Below are 21533 nucleotides of genomic sequence, written 5' to 3'. Positions count from 1 at the left end.
GCACTTCCGATCTAGCGCGGCACCGGTATCTGGCCGATGACTGCGTTAGTTCAAGCGCTGCGCTTAGAACGTCGGTGTGAAGCGCAGACCAAACCAGTACGTGGTGGGCACCGAATAACTATCCTTGAGCAGGTTCTGCCCTGGCCCAGTCACGCTGGTGATGCGGCTATGGGTGATGTTGCTGACCTGGCCGATCAGGCTGAGTTGTTTATTGATCGCATACGTCGCGGTGAAATCCAGCTGCGAGCGCGGCGACCAATACAGATCCTGCCAGTCGATGTTGCTGACGATGGAACGCAAGGCCTTGCCCTGACGGTTGTAGGCCGCACGCAATTCCAACCCGCCGGTGTTGTAGAACAGTGTGGCATTGGCGGTGTAGTCCGGCTGGCCGACCAGGTTGTCGAGCTTGCGCTCGCGCTGACTCACGTTGCTGCCGCTGCCGACGCTGTAGGGAACATCCAGGCTGCCATCCAGCAGCGCGACATTCGCGCTGAAGCCGACACCGCTCAGCCACGGCGCGATCGGCGCCAAGGTGTTGACGATGCCGTTGAATTCCACGCCGCGGATGCGCGCCTTGGCTGCGTTGGCCGGCGTGCTAATGAGTGCATTGGCGTAGGTGGTGCCGTCGAAGGTGAAGCTGTCGGTGCGCGAGAGCGTAAAGATCTCGTCCTGGATGCGCTTGTCGAACACCGCCGCAGATGCGAACGCATCGAAGTCACCGGGCAAACGCCACTCCAGCGACAGATCCAGATTGTTGGACACGCGCGGCTTGATGTCCGGGTTGCCGACGGTGACGGTGACGCCTTGCGCGTTCGGGTTGCCGGCGTCGGCGGTGTTGACGAAGCCGATCGAGGTGCGGGCTGCGTATGCATCGTACGGCGGGCGGCCGAGTGTGCGGCTTGCCCCGGCGCGCAGGTCCAGCGCGTCGGTCAGGTGGTAGGTCATTACCGCCGACGGCAGCAGGTAGTCGTAATTGGCATTGGTCGGGTTGTCGACGTACACATAGTGATTGGTCGCGGTATCCAGCTGACGCTGGCGCCCCACCGTATCGAGCTTGGTGCTGTCGAAATGCAGACCCGCCTGTACGTTGAAGCGATCGCTGCGATAGCTGACCAGCCCGTAGCTGCCGAAGATCTTTTCGGTATGGGTGAAGTTGTCCTGGTTGCTGAAGGCCTGCTGGTCGGTACTGTTGAACGCACTCAGCGGCGTTGCCGCAAGCACGCGGTTGGCCTTGTTCGGATCGATGCTGAGCAGGTTCAAACCGGCATAGCGCATCGGCGCACTGCCGCTGCCCACCACATCGGCCAGGCCCAGGGCGGGCGCGCTGGAATTGGGCTGATACTCGACGCGATAGATATCGTAGGACGGCTTGTCGGTGGTATACGACACGCCCGCCGCAAACCCGATGCCCTGGTCGCTCTCGCCCTGGTTGAACCCGTAATCGAGCCGCCCGGTGAGAATGCGATCGGCCGCCGTGCGTTTGTAGTCCGGCCGCCAGTACGACAGGCTGTAGTTGTCGAGATTGTTATAGGCCTGCGGTGACACCCCGAAACGCTGGTCGAGATTCGAAGTGTCGTAGTTGAACGCGTAATTGGGCGTGGCATTGACGGTGACGCCACTGCCGGTCTGGCCCACCGGCACCGGCGCTGGGCGGGTGATGCCGGTGGCATACTTGACCATGCGGATCGGCTCGTCGTAGGTCGCATCCGACCAGGAACCGCGCGCGGAAAACTGCTGACGATCGGTCGGCCGCCAGATCGTGCCCAGCTGCGCAACCTTGGTGCGCGTGGTGACGATCTGGTTGGAATATCCCACCTCGATGTCGCCTCCCGGATAACTGCCGGAGGTGGCGGTCTGATTGAACACCTGGTTGCGGTTGCGCGGGTCGATGATGACCTCGTTGCGCTCCATGTTGTCCTTGAAATAGTAGTAGCCGGCCATCGCATAGGCTTCGAGCGCGGCGCTGGGCCGCATTTCGAACTTGCCGGTGACGCCATAGCGGTCGCGCTGATTCTGCACGTACCAGTACTTGTCCTGCTGCGGCACTGCCCAGCCATTGCCGAGATTGGCGCCGGTCTGCAGCACGCCGTTGTTGTCGTAGAACCCGTAATGCACCGTATCGGTGGTCATATGGGTTTCGGTGTAACTGCTCAGTGTCTGGTAGTTGGCCGACAGCGTGAATCCATATTGCTGCTCGCTGCCGAAGGTGCGGCTACCGGTGGCATTCAAGCGATAACCGGGGTCGTCCTGATCGCGCGGCTTGCCGACATCGTTGGCGTGACCGAGCGCGGCTTCGGCGCTGAAGAACGGCTTGCCGCCGTTTTCGAACGCGCTGCGCGTCTTGAGGTTGATCGCACCGCCAGTGGCGTTGGGATCCAGATCGGGCGTAAAGGTCTTGATGACCTGCAGTTCGCTGACCATCGACGCCGGCAGCAAGTCCAGACGTACGCCGCGCGTGATCGAACCGAGCGTGCCATTCGGCGTCCCGGGCGAGGCAATGGTCAGCCCATCGATGGTGACGTTGTTGTAGGACGGACCCAGGCCACGCAGTACCGGCGTCGCCGCTTCGTCGCGCGGATGTTCGTTATCGGTGGCCGGCAATACCGACAAGCCAGGCACGCGGCGCAAGGCTTCGACGATGGTGCTGTCGGGCAAGGCGCGCACGTCGGTGGCGCTGATGACATCGGTGATATTGGTCGCTGCGCGCTTGCTTTCCACTGCGGCGGCGTTGGCACGCCGCACGCCGGTGACCTGCATGGCATCGAGCGTTTGTACGCCGGCCTTGGCAGGGGTGGCCGGTGTGGCACCGGTGGGTGCGTCATCCGGTGCTGCCGTGGCAGCGACAGCAACGGCCGGCGAGGCTGGAGCGGGTTGCTCTGTGCCGGCGGCAGGATCGATGGTCTGCGCCTGTAGCGCTGGCGAACATGCCGCAATGGCTACGGCGAGAACAGACACGTGCAAACGGTAAGAATCGGAGCGCTGCATGGAATCCCGTGGGTCGCGCAGCAGGATGCCGCGGCTGGTAAGAGCACGCCACCGTATTGGGTAAAAATGACTTTTGCGTGTCGTGCGTATCGCATCGAAAAGACAATGCGCAGCGATGTCGTGGCATGCGAAGCAGGCAGCCGGCGATTGGCAAAAACCTTCCGTGCGGGGCTTCAAACGCCCCCCATCCGCCCTTCGGGCACCTTCCCCCGCACGCGGGAAAAGGAAGGTAGTGGGTCGCAGTGGGGCTGTTGATCGCCGCCGTTGAGCCCTTCCCCCGCACGCGGGAGAAGGAAGGCAGTGGGTCGCAGTGGGGCTGTTGATCGCCGCTGTTAACCCCTCTCCCGCTTGCGGGAGAGGGGTTGGGGTGAGGGGAGGCTTCGCGCACGCCCCGCTCCACCCCTGCGAGGCCTCTTCTCCCCCAGGCGTATGCCCTACGCGAGAAGCGCCAACGCCATCCTACGGCTGCACCACCGTCATCGTCGCCGGCGTACTGCGCCCCACACCGCGCAGCTCCGGGCGATACATGTCCTCCACCAACGACGGCGGCACCGTGTAGGTGCCCGGCGTCACCGCACGCACCAGGTAATACACCTGCGCCACGCTCCCCGAAGACAGCGCAAGCGCGGCCACGTAACGGTCGTCGCGGAACTCTTCGTGCTTGATCTCGGCGGCGCTGGAACGCTCGCTGAGACTGATGCCGTCCACCACCACATCGGCCCATTGCTTGGCATCGCCAAGATTGAAGTTCTCGATCTCCAGACCGGCCGGCAACAGATCGGTCAGCAATGCGTCCGGCATCGTGGCGTTGGCAACGATGCTGACCCGCACGATCAGTGCTTCGCCCTCTTTCAACGGACGCGGTGTCCACGGTTTGCCGTCGGTGGTGTACCAGCTGCGCTCCACCTTGAGGTGACGCGCATCCGGCTCCGGTGCGCTGCGCGGGATGCCGGCCACTTCCAGGCTGGCATACATCGGCGCCTCGCCCTGCGGGGCGAACTGCACGCCGCGGGCCAATGCCGCGCTGTCGAAACTGCGCCCGAACAGACGGGCCGGTGCGATTTCCTGCGCCTGGCCGCCTACCGTCAAGGTACCGGACACCTGCTTGCCCTGCGCGACCATCAACGCCTTGCCCAGGCGCGCAAGCGCCACCTGCTCCTGCGTGCTCAGCCACAGCGGGCCACCGGCACGGCGTGCATCCAGTGCCTGCCCCAGCGCGACCACGCGCGTGTCGTACTCGGGCTTGGAAAGCCCACGTTCGTGCAGCAGCGCCATCATCAAGGCGTCGTCGCGGATCGCACTGCCGTAATCGGCGAAATACGGCGGACGCTCGCTGCTGTCCTTGGCAAAGCCGGCCTTGATCGCCGCCTCGCCACGCTTGGTGTCACCCTGCAGCGACAACGCCGCACCCAGATGCACCAGCGACAACCCGGTCAGCGCCTTGCTGCGCTGGTTGTCGTACAGCGCACGCAACGTGCCCAGCGGCGCGCGGTTGACGCGAGCCAGCACATAACCGGACCAGGCCTGATTGGCGAACTTCAGGTTTTCGCGGCGATCCTGCCCGTAGAACTCGCTGCCACCGGACAACAGATCTTCGCTGAGGCGGTTGAGCGCCTTCTGCAGCACGTTGTCGGGCACCGCAAAACCGGCATCCTTGGCATCGAGCAGGAACTCGGCGATGTACGGCGTCAGGCCTGCATTGACGTAGCCATCGTCGCCCCACATCGAGAAGTGCCCGCTGGCGATCTGCATCGACGCCAGGCGACCGAACGCGCCTTCCATGCGCTCGCGCCGCGTGGCCGCATCCAAGCCCTTGGTGCCGAGCGCCTTGGCAGTGGCATCGTCGAGCAATAGCGCCGCATAGCCCTTGCTGGTGGTCTGCTCGGCGCAGCCGTACGGGTACTCCAACGCCCCCTGCAAGGCGCTGGCGAACGGGATCGGCGGCAGCGGGCTGACCACCATGCGCGCGGTCACCGAGTCGGCCATCAGACCATCGGCAAAGCCGCTGTCCAGGGTGATCGGCGCCAGCGGATCGAGCACACGCGTCTGCGCACGCAACACCTGCGGCCAGCCGGCGCGTACCGGCAAGTCGTAGCTGCGATCGGCCTTGAAGCCGTTGCCGTCCACGCGCACGCGCACCTTGGCCACGCTATAGCCTTCGGTGGCTGTCAGCGGGAAGCTCAGCGTCTGCTTGGCATCCACGCCCAGCTTGATGCTGCGCGCCGCCTCGGCAATCGACAACGGGCCGATGCCGTCCACACGCACGTTGAACTCGCCCGGCTTGCCGGTGAAATTCTGCACGTCCAGCGTCACCGTGCTGCGGTCGCCCGGCGCCATCACGCGCGGCATGCTGGCCTCGGCCAGGATCGGCGCGCGCACCACCGTTTCCATATCGCGGTTGCCGTAGCGCGTGTCCGAATACACCAACGCCGACACCCGCAAGGTGCCGTTGAAATCGGGCACCGGCAGCTGCACGCGTGCGTTGCCCTTTGCATCGAGCGTCACCGACCCGGAGAACAGATCCACGGTCTGCACGCGCGCAGTCGGGCGCTTGGCCTGCGGCAAGGCCTCCAACGCCATGTCGCCGCCGAACTTGAGCTTGCCGCTGGCGCCTTCGAAACTTTCGATCACGCGGCCATAAATGTCATAGGCATCGGTACCCAGGCGCCGCTGCGCGAAGAATTGCGCATTGGCATCGGGCACAGGGAAGCGGGTGATGTTGAGGATGCCCACGTCCACCGCCGAGATGGTGACGTGCGCCGCCTTGCCGGCCAGTTCCGGCACGCTCACCGTCACCGGCAGCGATTGCTCCGGGCGCATCTGCTTGGGCGCGGACAGGCCCACCGCCACACGCCGCGCCTTGCGATCCATCGGCACATGCGCCACGCCCACCGCACGCGCGGGGGTGATCTTGCTCGGCGCAGTACCGCCACGGAACACCAGCGCGGTGACGTAGACGTCGTGGCGCTCCCAGCCTTCGGTGACCGGAATTTCGAAGGTGCTGCCCGGCTTGACGTCGATGTCCTGCACGTAGAGCAGCTTGTCGCTTTCCACCAGCAGCACGCCCTTGCCGGCATGCGGCGGGGTGAGCGTGACGGTGAGCGTGTCGCCGGCACGGTAGCCGGTCTTGTCCAGCGCCAGCTTGACCTTGTCCGGGCGCGCGTCCAGGCCGCGGTTTTCGTCGTTCCAGCTCCAGCCGGCACGGAACGGGTAGCGCGTGGTCAGCCCGGTGGCCGGGTCAAACACGTCCAGGCGGTACTCGCCCCACTCCACCGGGAAATCGAGCTTGGCGTTGCCGCCGGCCACGTCGAGCGTGCGCGTGTCCTTGTTCTCGAAGCGGCGGGTGAAGTCGTAGTCCCAATGGTCGTCGGTGTAGTTCCAGTGGTAGTCACGAAGCTCGCGCACCAGCGTGGCCTTCAGCCCCTTGGCCGGCTGCGGCTTACCGTCGGCATCCACCCGGGTGAGTTCGAAGCGCGCGTTGCCATTGGCATCGGCGCCGTCCTTGTCGTCGAACAGCGGACGCACGCCGACCAGCGCCTTGGCCGGCCACAGCACGCGCTTGACCGTGCGCGTGACCGTGCGCCCGCCGGTCTCGTAGACGCTGCCGGAGACCACTGCGGCGATCGTGCTGACCGGCTTGGCTTCGGCGGGCAACGCGATGTCTTCGCGCAGGATGCCGTCGCTGCCGAACTCGGTATCGATCACGTCCTTGGCTTCGCGCGGCAGTTCCAGCGTGGGGTCGCCGAAGAACCAGCCCGGCAACGATTCAAGCGGGTGCTGCTCGACGCTGACCGCGAGCTTGGCGGTAAAGCGGTTGCCGTCCGCCGGTGCCCCATACAGATAGGCGGCATTGGCGACCAGTTTGAACGGCTGGCCGGCGCTGAGGGTTTTCTGCGTGCTGTCCAGATCCAGCTTCATGCGCTCGGGCAGGAATTCTTCCACCCGCACCGTCATGCCCTGCACGGCATCCTTGCTGGCCGGATCGGTGCGGAATTCCACCTGCCAGCGGCCGGTCGGCGCATCGGCCGGAATCTGCTGGGTGAACTCGAAATAGCCCTGCTCGCCGGGCTGCAATTTGGTTTCGCGGAAGGTCTTGCCGTCCGGCTGCTTCAGGCGCAGAAACACCGGTTGCGGCTTGGTCGGCTTGCCATCGTTATCGCGCAGGATCGCCGACACGCGCATGGTTTCGCCGGGGCGATACAGATCACGGCCGGCCCAGGCGAACACGTCGAACCACGCGCTTTCGCGCCCCGCCACCGCGAATTCGCTCAGATCCAGCGCCGGCTGGTTGAACGGCAGCACCGAGATATCGGTCTTGCTGCGCGCCACCAGCACATGGCCGGCGTCGAGCGTGTAGTTGAGCAACGCATTGCCGTTGCCGTCGGTGGCGCCCTTGAGAAACAGCTCGCCCTTGGCATCGAGGATGCGCACGTCCACGTTCTTGATCGGCGCCCCGCTCTCCAGCGAAGCGGTGTGCACGAACAGCTTGTCCTTGTAGGCGCGCGTATGCAGGCCGATATCGCTGACGGTGAAGAACGCGGTCTCGTGCTCGTTTTCAAAACTGCCGGCGCGCTTCATCACCGCGAAGTACAGACCTGGCTCCTGCAGTTCCTTGATGTCCTGCGTGGGGAGATAGGTCAGCACGCGCTCGTTCTGCTTGCCGCCGAGAATGAAACGATTGACGTACACCGGGTCGGCCAGCTTGGACAGCGGCGTCTTGTTGCGGTAGTCGCTCTCCAACTCCCAGCTGCCGCGACGACCGCCGCGCTGGAACTGTTGGAAGAATGCCGGCAGCGATTTTTCGCGCACACGCAGGAATTCGACGTCCACCTCCGGCACGTTCACCGACACCACCGGCAGACCACGGCTCTCGCGCGCCGGCAGCACGCTGCCCTGCGAGGCGAACCCGACCACCGGCTTGAGCTCGCCGGTATAGACCTTCTGCTTGAGCGGCTTGCCCAGGCGGCTGCCATCGGCGGCCAGCAGATTGGCGTCGACCAGCACGGTGTAGTCCTTGGCCGCCTCCACGTACGGGTAGCGCAGCGTCTTGCCGTCGTCTGACAGCGTCCAGCTGCTGTCGCCGGTGCCGACCTTTTCCTCGAAACGCACCAGCGCATCGAAATCCTGCGTGCCGACCAGCGGCCGCGAGAATTCCAGCGCCAGCGACAGCCCATCGCCGGTCTGGTCGGGATAGGCGCGCGCCAGAGCGAAGCCGGTGACGGCCTGTTTTTCGGCATTGATCGCCTCACCGCTGGCGGCGGGCAATTGGCCGCTTTCGTTGCGCTTGCACGCCACCCCGCCGATCGCCACGGTCAGCAGCAGCACCCATAGCAACATGCGCCGTGTGCCCGACCACGTCATCCTTGATTCCTGACTGTCCATTGCGCTACCCCATGACTGAGGAGGCGAGTATAGCTAGGCGGATCCTACTATCCGCGCTGCGCGGCACCAGAAATGCGCGCCCCCCTCATCCGGCGCTGCGCGCCACCTTCTCCCGCAGGCGGGAGAAGGGATTGGTAGTGGGTTGCAGGGACATGAGCGCGGCGCACGCCAACAGCCCGACGAACGCGAAAACAGCTCCCTTCCCCCGCCTGCGGGGGAAGGTGCCCGAAGGGCGGATGGGGGCAGGCTCAAACCTGTCGCCCCACTCACCACTCACCACTCACCCTCATCCGGCGCTGCGCGCCACCTTCTCCCGCGGGCGGGAGAAGGGATTGGTGGTGGGTTGCAGGGACATGAGCACGGCGCACGCCAACAGCCCGACCACCGCGAAAACAGCTCCCTTCCCCCGCCCGCGGGGGAAGGGGCCCGAAGGGCGGATGGGGGCAGGCTCAAACCTGTCGCCCCGCTCCCCCCTCATCCGGCGCTGCGCGCTACCTTCTCCCGCAGGCGGGAGAAGGACTACCTGTGCAGCGCGCCTGAGCGAGACAGATTCACCTGCGTATGCGCGCGCCAAGCGCCTTCAACGCAGCAATTGCTGCATGTACAGCCCAATCAACCCCGCTTTGTCCAGACCCAGGCAGGCCTGCACGTTCGGCGTGCCCGGGTGCTCGCGGGTATAACCCTGCGCATCGACCTCCAGATGCAGCGGCGCGGTCGGGCACAACGCAGGCTGCAGCAGCCAGGCCACCGGCACTGCGTCGAACAGCGTCGGCGTGGCGCTGGCCCAGGGCTGGTCGGTATTGCGCCACTGGTAATACAGTTGCGTGAGCGCGTCGGTCAGCCCGTCGCCGTGCGCAAACAACGCAATCCGCTCGGGTTCTTCCAGCGTGATCTGGGTCGCGTCCAACGGCAGCAACACGATCGGCACGCCGGCCGCGAACACACGCTGCGCCGCCGGCACGTCGGCAAGGATGTTGTACTCCGGCACTGGCGCGCTGGCGGGGCGGTAAGCCGACTTGCCATAGCCCACCCGTACCGAACCGCCCATCGCCACGATGCGCTTGAGCTTGGCAAAGCCGGCCGGATCGCGCTGTTGCGCAAGCGCAGCGTCGGTCATCGGCCCCAGCACCAACAAGGTGACTTCGCCCGGATGCCGACGTGCCTGCTGCAGGATCATCTGCGCCGCATCCGGCAGCCTGCCTGGCAGTTGCCCCTTTGCGGCCCAACGCGCCTGACTGAAAGGGATCGTGCTGGTGGTGGGTGCGCCCACTGCCAGCGGAATCTCGCTGCGACCAGCCTGCTGCACCAGGCGCTGCAACAATTGCGCACGCAGCGTGGTGTCACCCCACGCCGATGCGATGCCCAGCACCTGCAACTGCGGGCTACGCAGCAACAGACCGAGTGCGAACGCATCGTCGATGTCGTCGCCGATATCGGTGGAGACCACCAGCATCTCGGTGGGCGTGGCCGTTTGCGCAGCCGGCGCTGCGCTCATCGGCGCCTGCGCCCACGCTGCTGCAGACACCCACCACATCACCGCCACCCCCCACGCACTTGTCCATCTCCGCTGCATGCACCCACTCCTGCTGCCATAAAAAAACCGCCGGCATGATAGCCGGCGGTTCGATAGTGCTACACCACAGCGCCGATCAGAAATTGGCGCGGAACTGCGCGCCAACGATGCGCGGATCGTTGATGAAGCCGGTGAGGTTGTTGAAGTCGATCGCACCGGTCACGCGGACCTGATTGGTGCAGTTGCGGCAGAACACCGACACCTCGTAGGCACCCGCGTCCCAGGTGTAGCCGATCTTCGCGCCGCCTTCGACCAGCGGCTGGCCGGTGAACTCCTTGGAGTCGTACAGGAAGAAGTTCACTTCGCTGCGGTAGGACCAGTCGGTGTAGAAGAACAGCTCGCCGTCGTCGCCCATCGGGATGCCGTAACGCAGGGTGGCGTTGGCCATCCACTTGGCGGCCTGCGGCAGGTCGTTGCCGTCGATGATGGCATTGCCGGCGGCATTGAGCGGATCGGTCACGGTGCAGGTGCGGCACACGCCCACCGACAGGCTGGGGTCGTCGATACGGGTCCAGTTGTAGGCACCACCGGCCGTCACCCGCAGGTTCTGGGTGAGCAGCGCTTCGAAGTCGAACTCGGCGCCACGCGCCTTGGTCCTGTCGGCATTGAGCAGACGGATATCGTTGGACGCGCCACCGACCGCAGTGAGCTGTTGCTTCTTCACCTGGAAATCGTAGATGTCAAAGCTCAGACGTGCGCGGTTGTCGAACAGGTCGGACTTGATGCCGATCTCGAACGAATCCACCGTCTCCGGCTCGGCCACGGTCAGCGGCGCGGTGCCCGAGGGCACGCCGAAGCTGGCGCCACGGAAGCCGCGTGCCGCACGCGCGTAGACGTTGACGTCGTCGTTGATGGCAAACGTCGCCGCCACATCGCCGGTGACCTTGGAATTATCGGTTTCGCCGCTGGACGGCTCGATCAACGTGACACGGTCCAGCGCCAGCACGTCGAAGGTCTTCTTGTCGTAGGTGTAGCGGATGCCGGCGCGCAGGTTCAAACGATCGGTGGCCGCGTAGTTCAACGACCCGAACGCTGCCCACGAGGTGTTGCGCTGACGGGTCAGCTGGTAGCTGCTCAGATCGCCGCCGCCGAACGTGTCGTAGGTGTAGTTCTCGCCCTGCACTTCGTCGTGGAAGTAATACAGGCCGGCCTGCCAGTTGAGCGGGCCTTCGTACTGCGATTCGGCACGCAGTTCCTGGCTGTACTGGTCCAGGCTCTTGATGCCGCCGGCGGTTTCCACCGGGAACGGAATCACGCCCGGGCCGGACGGCGGTGCGAACACCGCGCCGAAGCCACCGTCGATGTCGCCACGGCTGTAGTACTTGCCGATGCCTTCGTAGGCGGTGATCGAGTGCAGCGCGATATCGCCCAGGTCCCAGGTCAGGTTGGCGCTGCCGCCGTAGGTCTGCAGCTCCTGCGCGTTACCGCCGTCGATGAAGGACTTCTCCGCATCGAAACCGTCCACCAACTGGTTGGTGCCCGGCTGGATGATGTTGGCGCGGAACAACCGCGCGGTGCCGTCCAGGTGACGCGCATGCGCGTTGAACAGCGCGCTGAAATCGTCGCTGGCCTGATACAACAGCTGCAGACGCACGGCCGAGTCGGTGTAGCCTTCCAGGTCGCGACCGTCGCGGTTTTCCACCCAGTCGTCGCGGCGCTGGCCCAGCGTGGACAGACGCGCCGCCCAATGGTCGCCCATCGCGATGCTCAGGCCGCTTTCCAGCGTCATCGTGCCGTAGGTGCCGTAAGACAGGCTGGCATAGCCGTCATTGGCGCCGATGCTCGGCTTGACCGAGTTGAACTTGACCACGCCGGCCGGGGTGTTGCGCCCGAACAGGGTGCCCTGCGGGCCGCGCAGCACTTCCAGACCTTCCAGATCGAAGATCGGGAAGCCCTTCAGAAACGCGTTTTCCTGCACCACGTCGTCATAGATCAACGACACCGGCTGCGAGGCGTAGGTGTTGAAGTCGGTGTTGCCGTAGCCGCGGATATAGACGCGCGGGAACACACGGCCGTTGGACGACTCGATGTTGAGGCTGGGCGCCTTGCCGGCCAGCACGCGGATATCCGAACCGCTGGTGGAGATCGCATCCAGATACTCCGGGCGCAGCACCGAGGCCGACACCGGCACGTCCTTGGAGTCTTCCGAGCGGCGCTCGACGGTGACCTTGACCGCGTCCAGACGGACCACACCGCCGTCGCTGGGCGCTTGCTGGGCAGCGGCATGGAACGGAAGAAGGGAAGCGACGGCGACGGCGAGCGCGCTGATCTTGAGCGACCGGCTGGCGGACATGGGGGAAGACTCCGAATTCTGTTGGCGGGGCGGCCAGGCCTGCATGCCGCGTTGCAACAGAATTAACACGATTTACACAAATATGGCAGAGCTCGTACGAAAAAGTTAGCTAAATTCGCCAAGGCGTTCTAATTAATGCAACACGACAGCGCGGTCCGCGTTGCAGGCGGGATCTCCGAGACCGATGCCGCGCGGCGGCCTCGCGTCGTGAGCAGGACCAACCAGGCGCACAGCGGTCAGCAACACCTCCATCGAGTGATGATGGCAGCGATGGGGACACACACTGCCGTCCCCTGCAAACGCGCGACGTCGATCGACCCGGGCCCAACCACCGGCGTCGTGCATGAGCCGGAGCACTGCATGCGACGACTCGTCAGCCATCCGGGAAACCCCACACGCATCCCCGGCTGAGCCAGTCAGTCACTCTCGACGACGTGCGCCGGCACCCGCACCGAGCCGTCCATCAGCACGCGCGCACTGCGGCTCATCAGCGCCTTGGTCACCTGCCACTGCCCGTCGACCAGTGTCGCCTCCGCCCCGACGCGCAAGCTGCCGGACGGATGCCCGAAGCGCACCGCCGAACGCGCCGCGCCGCCAGCGGCCAGGTTCACCAATGTTCCAGGTACGGCAGCGGCGGTACCGATCGCAACTGCCGCAGTGCCCATCATTGCGTGGTGCAATTTGCCCATCGACATCGCACGGACCAGCAGGTCGATCTCGACCGCGTGGACCGGCTTGCCGCTGGACGCGGTGTAATCGGCCGGCGGCGCGACGAAGGCCACCTTCGGCGTGTGCTGCCGCGTGGCAGCGTCTTCCACCTGTGCGATCAATCCCATCCGCACCGCACCGTGCGCACGCAGCGTTTCGAACATCGTCAGCGCACGCGGGTCGCCATTGATCGCGTCCTGCAGTTCGGTGCCGGTGTAACCCAGATCGCGCGCATTGACGAAGATGGTCGGGATACCGGCATTGATCAGCGTCGCCGCGATCGTGCCCAGGCCGGGAATCTCCAGCGGGTCGATCAGATTGCCGGTGGGGAACATTGCCCCGCCCTCGCCTTCGGCGTCATCGGCCGGATCGAGGAATTCCAGCTGCACCTCGGCGGCCGGAAACGTCACCCCATCCAGTTCGAAGTCGCCGGCTTCCTGCACCTGACCATCGCGCATCGGCACATGCGCGATGATGGTCTTGCCGATGTTGGCCTGCCAGATCCGCACCGTCGCCACGCCATCGCGCGGCACGCGGGCGGCATCGACCAGGCCATTGGCGATCGCAAACGGCCCTACCGCCGCAGACAGATTGCCGCAATTGCCGCTCCAGTCCACGAACGCACTGTCGATGGAAACCTGGCCGAACAGATAGTCCACATCGTGCCCGGCACGTGCGCTGGCAGACACGATCACGCTCTTGCTGGTGCTCGAGGTCGCACCGCCCATGCCATCGATCTGCTTGCCATACGGATCGGGACTCCCGATCACCCGCAACAGCAGCGCATCGCGCGCAGGCCCGGGCTGCTGCGCGGCAACGGGCAGATCCTGCAGGCGAAAGAACACGCCCTTGCTGGTGCCGCCGCGCATGTAGGTGGCGGGGATGCGGAGCTGGGGGAGATGGGTCATGGGTGAAAGGCCGGGATTGGGGATTAGAGAGTGGGGCGGCGGTACGACGGCAGGCACCATTGAGGTTAGTGCGCTTGCGGTGCCGATCCTGCTTTTAACGCATCTCGATTCCCGACTCCCGATTCCCGGCTCTCAAGAAAATCCTGCGCAAACCGTTGCAGCACGCCGCCCGCTGCGTAGATGGACACTTCCTCGGCGGTATCCAAACGACAGGTCACCGGTACCTGCAACTGCTCGCCATTCCGGCGATGGATCGACAGCGTCAGCGTGGCACCCGGGGTGCGCTCGCCGACCACATCGAAGGTTTCGCTGCCGTCGATGCCCAGCGTCTTGCGATCGGTGCCGGGCTTGAACTCCAGCGGCAACACGCCCATGCCGATCAGATTGGTGCGGTGAATCCGCTCGAAACCCTCGGCCACGATCACTTCCACACCCGCCAGGCGCACGCCTTTGGCCGCCCAATCGCGCGAGGACCCCTGCCCGTAATCGGCACCGGCAATGATGATCAGCGGCTGCTTGCGCGTCATGTAGGTCTCGATCGCCTCCCACATGCGCAGCACCTGCCCTTCCGGTTCCAGGCGCGTCAGCGAGCCGGCTTTGACCTGCCCATCGACCACTGCGATTTCGTTGACCAGTTTGGGGTTGGCGAACGTGGCACGCTGCGCGGTGAGGTGATCGCCGCGATGGGTGGCGTAGGAATTGAAGTCCTCTTCCGGCACGCCCATCTGCGCCAGGTATTCGCCGGCCGCGCTGCCGGCCTGGATCGCATTGGACGGCGATAGATGATCGGTGGTGATGTTGTCGCCCAGCACCGCCAACGGCCGCATGCCCTGCAGACTGCGTACGCCGGCAAGCGCACCCTCCCAGTACGGCGGACGGCGAATATAGGTACTGGTCGGGCGCCAGTCGTAGAGCGGGCTGACGCGGATGCCCTGGCCGACGCTGCGCTTGAACATCGGGTCGTAGACGCTGCGGAAATGTTCCGGTTTGACGCTGCGCGCCACCACCGCATCGATCTCCGCATCGGTCGGCCACAGATCCTTGAGCGTCACCGCCACGCCATCGGCATCGATGCCCAGCACGTCTTTTTCGATATCGAAGCGCACCGTGCCGGCGATGGCATAAGCGATCACCAGCGGCGGCGATGCCAGAAACGCCTGTTTGGCATACGGATGGATACGCCCGTCGAAATTGCGATTGCCCGACAACACCGCCGTGGCATACAGATCGCGGTCGATGATCTCTTGCTGGATCACCGGGTCCAGCGCACCGCTCATGCCATTGCAGGTGGTGCACGCGAACGCGACGATGCCGAAGCCCAGTTGTTCCAGCTCGCTCAACAAGCCGGCGTCTTCCAGATACAACTGCACCGCCCTGGAGCCGGGCGCCAGCGAACTTTTCACCCACGGCTTGCGCGTCAATCCGCGTGCATTCGCATTGCGCGCCAACAGCCCGGCCGCGATGACGTTGCGTGGATTGGAGGTATTGGTGCACGAGGTGATCGCCGCGATGATTACTGCACCATCGGGCATCTGCCCCGGTACGTCTTCCCACGCAGCGGCGATGCCGCTGCTTGCCAGCTCGGTGGTTGCCACCCGCTTGTGCGGGTTGGACGGGCCGGCCATGTTGCGCACCACACTCGACAGATCGAACTGCAGCACGCGCTCGTACTGTGCGGTGACAAGGTCGTCCGCCCACAGCCCCGTGTGGCGTGCGTAGGTGTCCACCAGCGCAATCTGCGTCTCTTCGCGCCCGGTCAGGCGAAGGTAATCGAGCGTCTGCTGGTCGATATAGAACATCGCCGCAGTGGCACCGAATTCCGGCGTCATATTGGAAATGGTCGCACGGTCGCCGATGGTCAGCGCACTGGCACCGGCGCCATAGAACTCAAGATACGCACCGACCACCCGTTGCTGACGCAGGAACTCGGTCAATGCCAACACGATGTCGGTGGCGGTGATGCCGGGTGCTGGCCGGCCGAGCAATTCCACGCCGATGATGTCGGGCAGACGCATCCACGACGCGCGCCCCAGCATCACGTTCTCTGCTTCCAGACCGCCAACGCCCACTGCGATCACCCCCAGCGCATCCACATGCGGGGTGTGGCTGTCGGTGCCCACGCAGGTATCCGGGAACGCCACGCCGTCGAGCGTGTAGATCACCGGCGACATCTTCTCCAGATTGATCTGATGCATGATCCCGTTGCCCGGCGGAATCACTTCCATGTTCTCGAATGCGCGTTTGGTCCACTCGATGAAATGGAAGCGATCGGCATTGCGACGATCTTCCACGCTGCGGTTCTTGGCAAAGGCCTGCTTGTCGAACCCGGCGTATTCGACCGCCAACGAGTGGTCGACGATCAATTGTACCGGCACCACCGGATTGACCTGCGCCGGATCGCCCCCTTGCTCGGCGATCGCATCACGCAAGCCGGCCAAGTCAACCAACGCGGTCTGTCCAAGAATGTCGTGGCAGACCACGCGCGCCGGAAACCATGGGAAATCCAGGTCGCGCTTGCGCTCGATCAGCTGGCGCAGGTACGCCTCCAGCATCTGTGGCTGCGCACGCCGCACCAGGTTTTCGGCATGCACGCGCGCGGTATACGGCAGCGTTGCATAGGCACCGGGCTGCAGCGCATCGACGGCGGCGCGTGCATCGAAATACTCCAACGAGGTGCCCGGCAAGGGCGTGCGGTACTGGCTGTTCATGGCGGGCGATATCACGAAGCGGGCGAGGTTTTGTTGCTACTGCGGCACTACTGCTATTGCTTTGCTCTGCTGTTGCTCTGCTGTTGCTCTGCTGTTGCTCTGCTGTTGCTCTGCTGTTGCTCTGCTGTTGCTCTGCTGTTGCTGTGCTGTTGCTTTGCCCTTCTCCCGCAAGCGGGAGAAGGTGCCCAAAGGGCGGATGAGGGCCAGCACAGCCCCACGCCAACTCAGGGACGCTGATCCAGCGGCACAAACACCTGATCTTCCGGCCCGGTGTAATTGGCGGATGGACGAATGATCTTGCCGTCCACGCGTTGCTCGATGATGTGCGCGCTCCACCCGGCAGTGCGCGCCAGCACGAACAGCGGCGTAAACATCGCCGTCGGCACGCCCATCATGTGGTAGCTCACCGCACTGAACCAATCCAGGTTCGGGAACATCTTCTTGATGTCCCACATCACCGTCTCCAGACGCTCGGCAATGTCGTACATCTTGCGGCTGCCCTGCTCGTCGGAGAGGTCGCGCGCCACCTCCTTGATCACCTTGTTGCGCGGATCGGACACGGTATAGACGGGATGCCCGAAGCCGATCACCACTTCCTTGCGCTCCACCCGCGCCTTGATGTCGGCTTCGGCCTCGTCCGGCGTGTCGTAGCGCTTTTGCACTTCGAAAGCCACTTCGTTGGCGCCGCCATGCTTGGGTCCGCGCAGCGCGCCGATGCCACCGGCGATGGCGCTGTACATATCGCTGCCGGTGCCGGCAATAACACGGCATGCAAACGTGGAGGCATTGAACTCGTGTTCGGCGTACAGGATCAGACTGGTGTGCATTGCACGTACCCACGAATCCTTGGGTGCAAACCCGTGCAGCAAATGCAGGAAGTGCCCACCGATCGAATCGTCATCGGTTTCCACCTCGATGCGCTTGCCGTTGTGGCTGTAGTGATACCAGTACAGCAGCATCGAGCCCAACGAGGCCATGAGCTTGTCGGCGATATCGCGCGCACCTGGGTGATTGTGGTCGTCCTTTTCCGGCTGCAGGCAGCCGAGCACCGACACGCCGGTACGCATCACATCCATCGGATGGGCCGACGGCGGCAGTTGCTCCAGCGCCGCTTTCACTGCGGCCGGCACCCCACGCAACGAGCGCAACTTGGCCTTGTAACCACGCAATTCGCCGCTATTGGGCAGTTTGCCGTGCACCAGCAGATACGCAATTTCCTCGAACTCGCTGGTGGTGGCCAGATCCAGAATGTCGTAACCGCGATAATGCAGGTCGTTGCCGCTGCGCCCCACGGTGCACAGCGCAGTGTTGCCTGCAGCAGTGCCGGACAAGGCAACGGATTTTTTTGGCTTGAAACCGGGAATGGTGGTGTCGTTCATGCGGTGAGCTCCCAAGCTGTGGCGTGTTGCGGTGTCACTGAGGATTGACCAGGTGGACGCAGCAAGCGGCGATCATGCGCCTTTGCGCGCAAACAGTGCATCCAGGCGTTGTTCGTAGTCGTGGTAGCCGATGCGTTCGTACAGCTCTTCACGCGTCTGCATCGTTTCCAGCACCGCTTGTTGGTGGCCATCGCGGCGAATTGCCGTGTAGACGGCTTCGGCCGCCTTGTTCGCCGCACGGAACGCCGACAGCGGAAACAACTGGATCGCCACGCCCGCAGCGGCCAGCTGGTCGCGCGTAAACAGCGGCGTCTTGCCGAACTCGGTGATATTGGCCAGCACCGGCACGCCCACCGCATCGACGAAGCGTTTGTAGGTGTCCAGGTCGTAGGCGGCCTCGGCAAAGATGCCGTCGGCGCCTGCTTCCACGCAGGCGATGGCACGCTCGATCGCCGCATCCACGCCTTCCATCTGGATGGCATCGGTCCGCGCGATCAAGAAGAACGCCGGGTCGGTCTTGGCATCGGCGGCCGCCTTGACCCGGTCCACCATCTCGCCCTGACTGACGATCTCCTTGCCCGGCCGATGCCCGCAGCGCTTGGCGCCGACCTGATCTTCGATATGGCAGCCGGCCGCGCCCGCCTTGATCAACGATTTGATGGTGCGCTCGATGTTGAACGCGCTCGGCCCGAAGCCGGTGTCCACGTCCACCAGCAGCGGCAGCGCGCAGACATCGGTGATGCGGCGCACATCGACCAGCACGTCTTCCAGCGTATTGATCCCCAGGTCCGGCAAGCCCAATGAGCCAGCCGCCACGCCACCACCAGACAGGTAGATCGCCTGATAGCCGGCGCGCTGGGCCAGCAGCGCATGATTGGCGTTGATCGCGCCGATCACCTGCAGCGGCGATTCGGCAGCCAGCGCCGTGCGGAAGCGCGTGCCGGCAGAAGAGGTGGACGAAGACGTCATGGCGATTCCTGGGTTGGGATAACCGAGTAAGCGCAAATGGCATGCCAACGGCAACCCACTGATTTTATTACACCTACTTACGTCACTACGTTGCAAATATGCAACATATGGATCATTATGCAACACCGTTGCAACGTAGCACGCAGATGCGCAGCCCTTCGTTATCCGAGCCGACAGACACGTCCCCGCCGGTGATCTGGACCGTCAGCGTGTCTCGCCTGACCGTGCTGCTTGCCGATGTCATCCCCGAGTTCGACCAGCGCGCGCGCATCGAGCAGATCAACCTCGGCTTTGCCGAAGCGGTGGAGGTCATCGGCCAACGCCTGCGCCGCGAGCGTTGCGACGTCCTGGTCGCTGGCGGCTCCAACGCCGCGTATCTACGCAGCCGGCTCGCGCTGCCGCTGGCGCCGATCCAGGCCACCGGATTCGACCTAATGGAAGCGCTGGCGCGCGCACGCCGCATCGCGCCGCGCATCGGCGTGGTCACCCATGCCACCGACGTGCCCTCGTTCAGCGCCTTTCAGCACAGTTTCGACCTGGACATCACACACCGCCGCTTCGTCACCGCCGAAGACGCACGCGACTGCATCGCCGACCTGCGCGCCAGCGGCATCCAGGTCATCGTCGGCACCGGCATGGCGATCGATTTCGCCGAGCAGGCGGGCTTGCCCGGTGTGCTGCTGTACTCGGCAGATTCGGTACGCCTAGCGCTCGAACAGGCCATCGCCTTGGGCACCGCGCCCAGTAACGATCGCCCTACCGGCCGCACCGGCACACGTCGCGCTCGCCGCACCGATGCATTGCTTGGCGAAGACAACGCAATGGCGCAAGTGCGCGCGTTGGTGCAGCTATATGCACCACATCCCGGCACGGTCCTGATCAGCGGCGAGACCGGTACCGGCAAGGAACTGGTCGCGCGCCAGCTGCATTCCGGCAGCCGTCGGCGCGGCCGCTTCGTCGCCATCAATTGCGGCGCCCTCACTGAATCGCTGCTGGAAGCGGAACTGTTCGGTTACAGCGACGGCGCCTTCACCGGCGCACGCCGTGGCGGCCATACCGGCCTGATCGAAGCCGCACAGCACGGCACCTTGTTTCTCGACGAAATCGGCGAACTGCCGATGCCGCTGCAGACACGCTTACTGCGCGTACTGGAGGAGCGCGAAGTGCTGCGTGTGGGAGCCACAACGCCGATCGCCGTGGACGTGCGCGTGGTCGCCGCCAGCCTGCAGCAGCTGCAGGCGCTGGTCGAGCAAGGGCGCTTCCGGCGCGATCTGTTCTATCGACTGGCCGCGCTGCGCATCGCGCTGCCACCGTTGCGCAATCGCCCGGACGACATCGCACTGTTGCTTACCCATTATTTCCAGCAACTGGGCAACATCGCATTGCCGCTGTCCCCCGCCGCCTTGCAGCGATTGCAGCAGCATGCCTGGCCGGGCAACGTGCGCGAGCTACGCAATCTGGTCGAACGCCTGTGTATCCACTGGAAGGCACAGCCAAACGACCACCTGAGCCCGGATCAATTGGAAAGCTGGGCGCCAGAGCTATTCGACATGCACCTTGGCGGCAGCACAACGGCGCCCGGACACACCGATCTCGCAACCTCACGCATGCAACTCACTGCAACAGCAGTCAGTGCAGCGCTCGATCGAGCAAACGGCAATCGCGCCATCGCCGCACAAGCACTTGGCGTGTCGCGCACCACCTTGTGGCGCTGGATGCAGGCGCAGGCCTTGGCATCACGTGCTTGAGATGCAAACGCACGCTTCGGCTTCGTGTGCTTAAGACGCAGCTGCGGGCTATGGCATCGCTTGCTCAGGACACAAACGCTGGGCTTCTGCAGCGAGTCTTTGAGAACGCAAGACTCGCAGTCAACGGTCACAAAACTAACGACACATTCCACACGACCCAGTCGTTGCTACGTTGGTGATGCGATCACGTCGCCCATGCAACGCAGCTTGATCCAGCGCACGCACGTTGAGCGATCGCGTAGCGATCACTTGACCCGCGTGTACTCGCTATCGCCCGTGCTCAAATGGCCGGTCGCCTGATCAATCGCGTAATTGACGGTGCCATCCGCGCTGGACACCTGCAGCACACCCTTGTTCAAGATTGCGGGATGATTCTTCGTCCTGACGCCACCGCCGAGCAGCTCCGGCGTGGTATCCCGAATGATGAAGCTCTCGCCATTGTGCTCGATGCTCAGCACGTTCTTCTGCGACTTCACATTGACCCACTTGCCCACGTACTGCTCGCCCACATCGCGGGCACAGCCGGCCATCAGCAACATCGCAACCAGAGCACTTCCAAGCAGCATTTTCATCGCCACTCCTTCTTCAACGCGGGGGTATTGCAGGATGGCAAGTCCTCGCCAAACCCGCAACAAGCAAGCACAACCAGACGCAAATATACGCAGCGCACCGGTTGCGCGCTTGGTCGCGCCGCCCCTAGCAGGCGCACCTGCCGCGCGAGGCCAACGTCTAGATGATGTTCCCGATATTGGACACATGACCAAACCAACCAGGGCGAGCTCAGCGACAGCGGGGCACGGGTATCTTCGGCCGGAAGACCAAGCAAGATGAGAAAAACTGCAAACGCGATTTCAACACCAGTCTGAAGTCGATTCCCCTC

Annotated in this window: 10 protein-coding genes; 1 reads left to right on the top strand and 9 read right to left on the bottom strand. The window is 64.3% G+C overall.

The annotated features are described in order from the left end of the window. Nucleotides 1-63: 63 nt before the first annotated feature. The 8 genes from GGR62_RS05740 to prpB all read right to left on the bottom strand — a co-directional run bounded on the left by GGR62_RS05740 (nucleotide 64) and on the right by prpB (nucleotide 18905). A complete protein-coding gene (locus GGR62_RS05740) occupies nucleotides 64-2985 on the bottom strand; it encodes a TonB-dependent receptor (RefSeq protein ID WP_184406962.1) in 2922 nt (973 codons plus the stop codon). Nucleotides 2986-3444: 459 nt separating this feature from the next. Further along, nucleotides 3445-8346, bottom strand: coding sequence for an alpha-2-macroglobulin (locus GGR62_RS05735; protein WP_184406961.1), 4902 nt, complete (start codon nucleotides 8344-8346; stop codon nucleotides 3445-3447). A gap of 601 nt (nucleotides 8347-8947) precedes the next feature. After that, nucleotides 8948-9940: a nucleoside hydrolase gene (locus GGR62_RS05730; protein WP_184406960.1), complete on the bottom strand. Its 993-nt coding sequence runs from the start codon at nucleotides 9938-9940 to the stop codon at nucleotides 8948-8950. A 76-nt stretch (nucleotides 9941-10016) separates the two neighbouring features. Next, complete coding sequence (locus GGR62_RS05725; protein WP_184406959.1) at nucleotides 10017-12233, bottom strand: TonB-dependent receptor; 2217 nt, start codon at nucleotides 12231-12233, stop codon at nucleotides 10017-10019. 416 nt (nucleotides 12234-12649) lie between these two features. Then, nucleotides 12650-13849 carry a 2-methylaconitate cis-trans isomerase PrpF gene (prpF, locus tag GGR62_RS05720; RefSeq protein ID WP_184406958.1) on the bottom strand — a complete coding sequence of 400 codons (1200 nt, stop codon included), beginning with the start codon at nucleotides 13847-13849 and terminating at the stop codon, nucleotides 12650-12652. Between the two features lie 65 nt (nucleotides 13850-13914). Further along, complete coding sequence (acnD, locus tag GGR62_RS05715) at nucleotides 13915-16557, bottom strand: Fe/S-dependent 2-methylisocitrate dehydratase AcnD (RefSeq protein WP_184406957.1); 2643 nt, start codon at nucleotides 16555-16557, stop codon at nucleotides 13915-13917. A 224-nt stretch (nucleotides 16558-16781) separates the two neighbouring features. Further along, a complete protein-coding gene (gene prpC, locus GGR62_RS05710; protein ID WP_184406956.1) occupies nucleotides 16782-17936 on the bottom strand; it encodes a 2-methylcitrate synthase in 1155 nt (384 codons plus the stop codon). A gap of 72 nt (nucleotides 17937-18008) precedes the next feature. Beyond that, entirely contained in the window at nucleotides 18009-18905 is an 897-nt protein-coding gene (prpB, locus tag GGR62_RS05705; RefSeq protein ID WP_184406955.1) for a methylisocitrate lyase, read from the bottom strand. A 146-nt stretch (nucleotides 18906-19051) separates the two neighbouring features. Between prpB and prpR the strand changes: the two genes are divergently transcribed. Continuing rightward, complete coding sequence (gene prpR / locus GGR62_RS05700) at nucleotides 19052-20653, top strand: propionate catabolism operon regulatory protein PrpR (protein ID WP_184406954.1); 1602 nt, start codon at nucleotides 19052-19054, stop codon at nucleotides 20651-20653. Nucleotides 20654-20898: 245 nt separating this feature from the next. On the opposite strand, the gene GGR62_RS05695 is transcribed toward prpR, so the two are convergent. Further along, entirely contained in the window at nucleotides 20899-21225 is a 327-nt protein-coding gene (locus GGR62_RS05695) for a hypothetical protein (RefSeq protein ID WP_184406953.1), read from the bottom strand. Nucleotides 21226-21533 lie beyond the last annotated feature (308 nt).

Origin of the sequence: Xanthomonas sp. 3075 (assembly GCF_014197275.1) — a bacterium.
GTDB classification, from domain to species: Bacteria; Pseudomonadota; Gammaproteobacteria; order Xanthomonadales; family Xanthomonadaceae; genus Xanthomonas; species Xanthomonas campestris_B.
The sequence above is the reverse complement of the archived record's forward strand: the minus strand, read 5'-3'. Positions and strand labels throughout refer to the sequence as shown.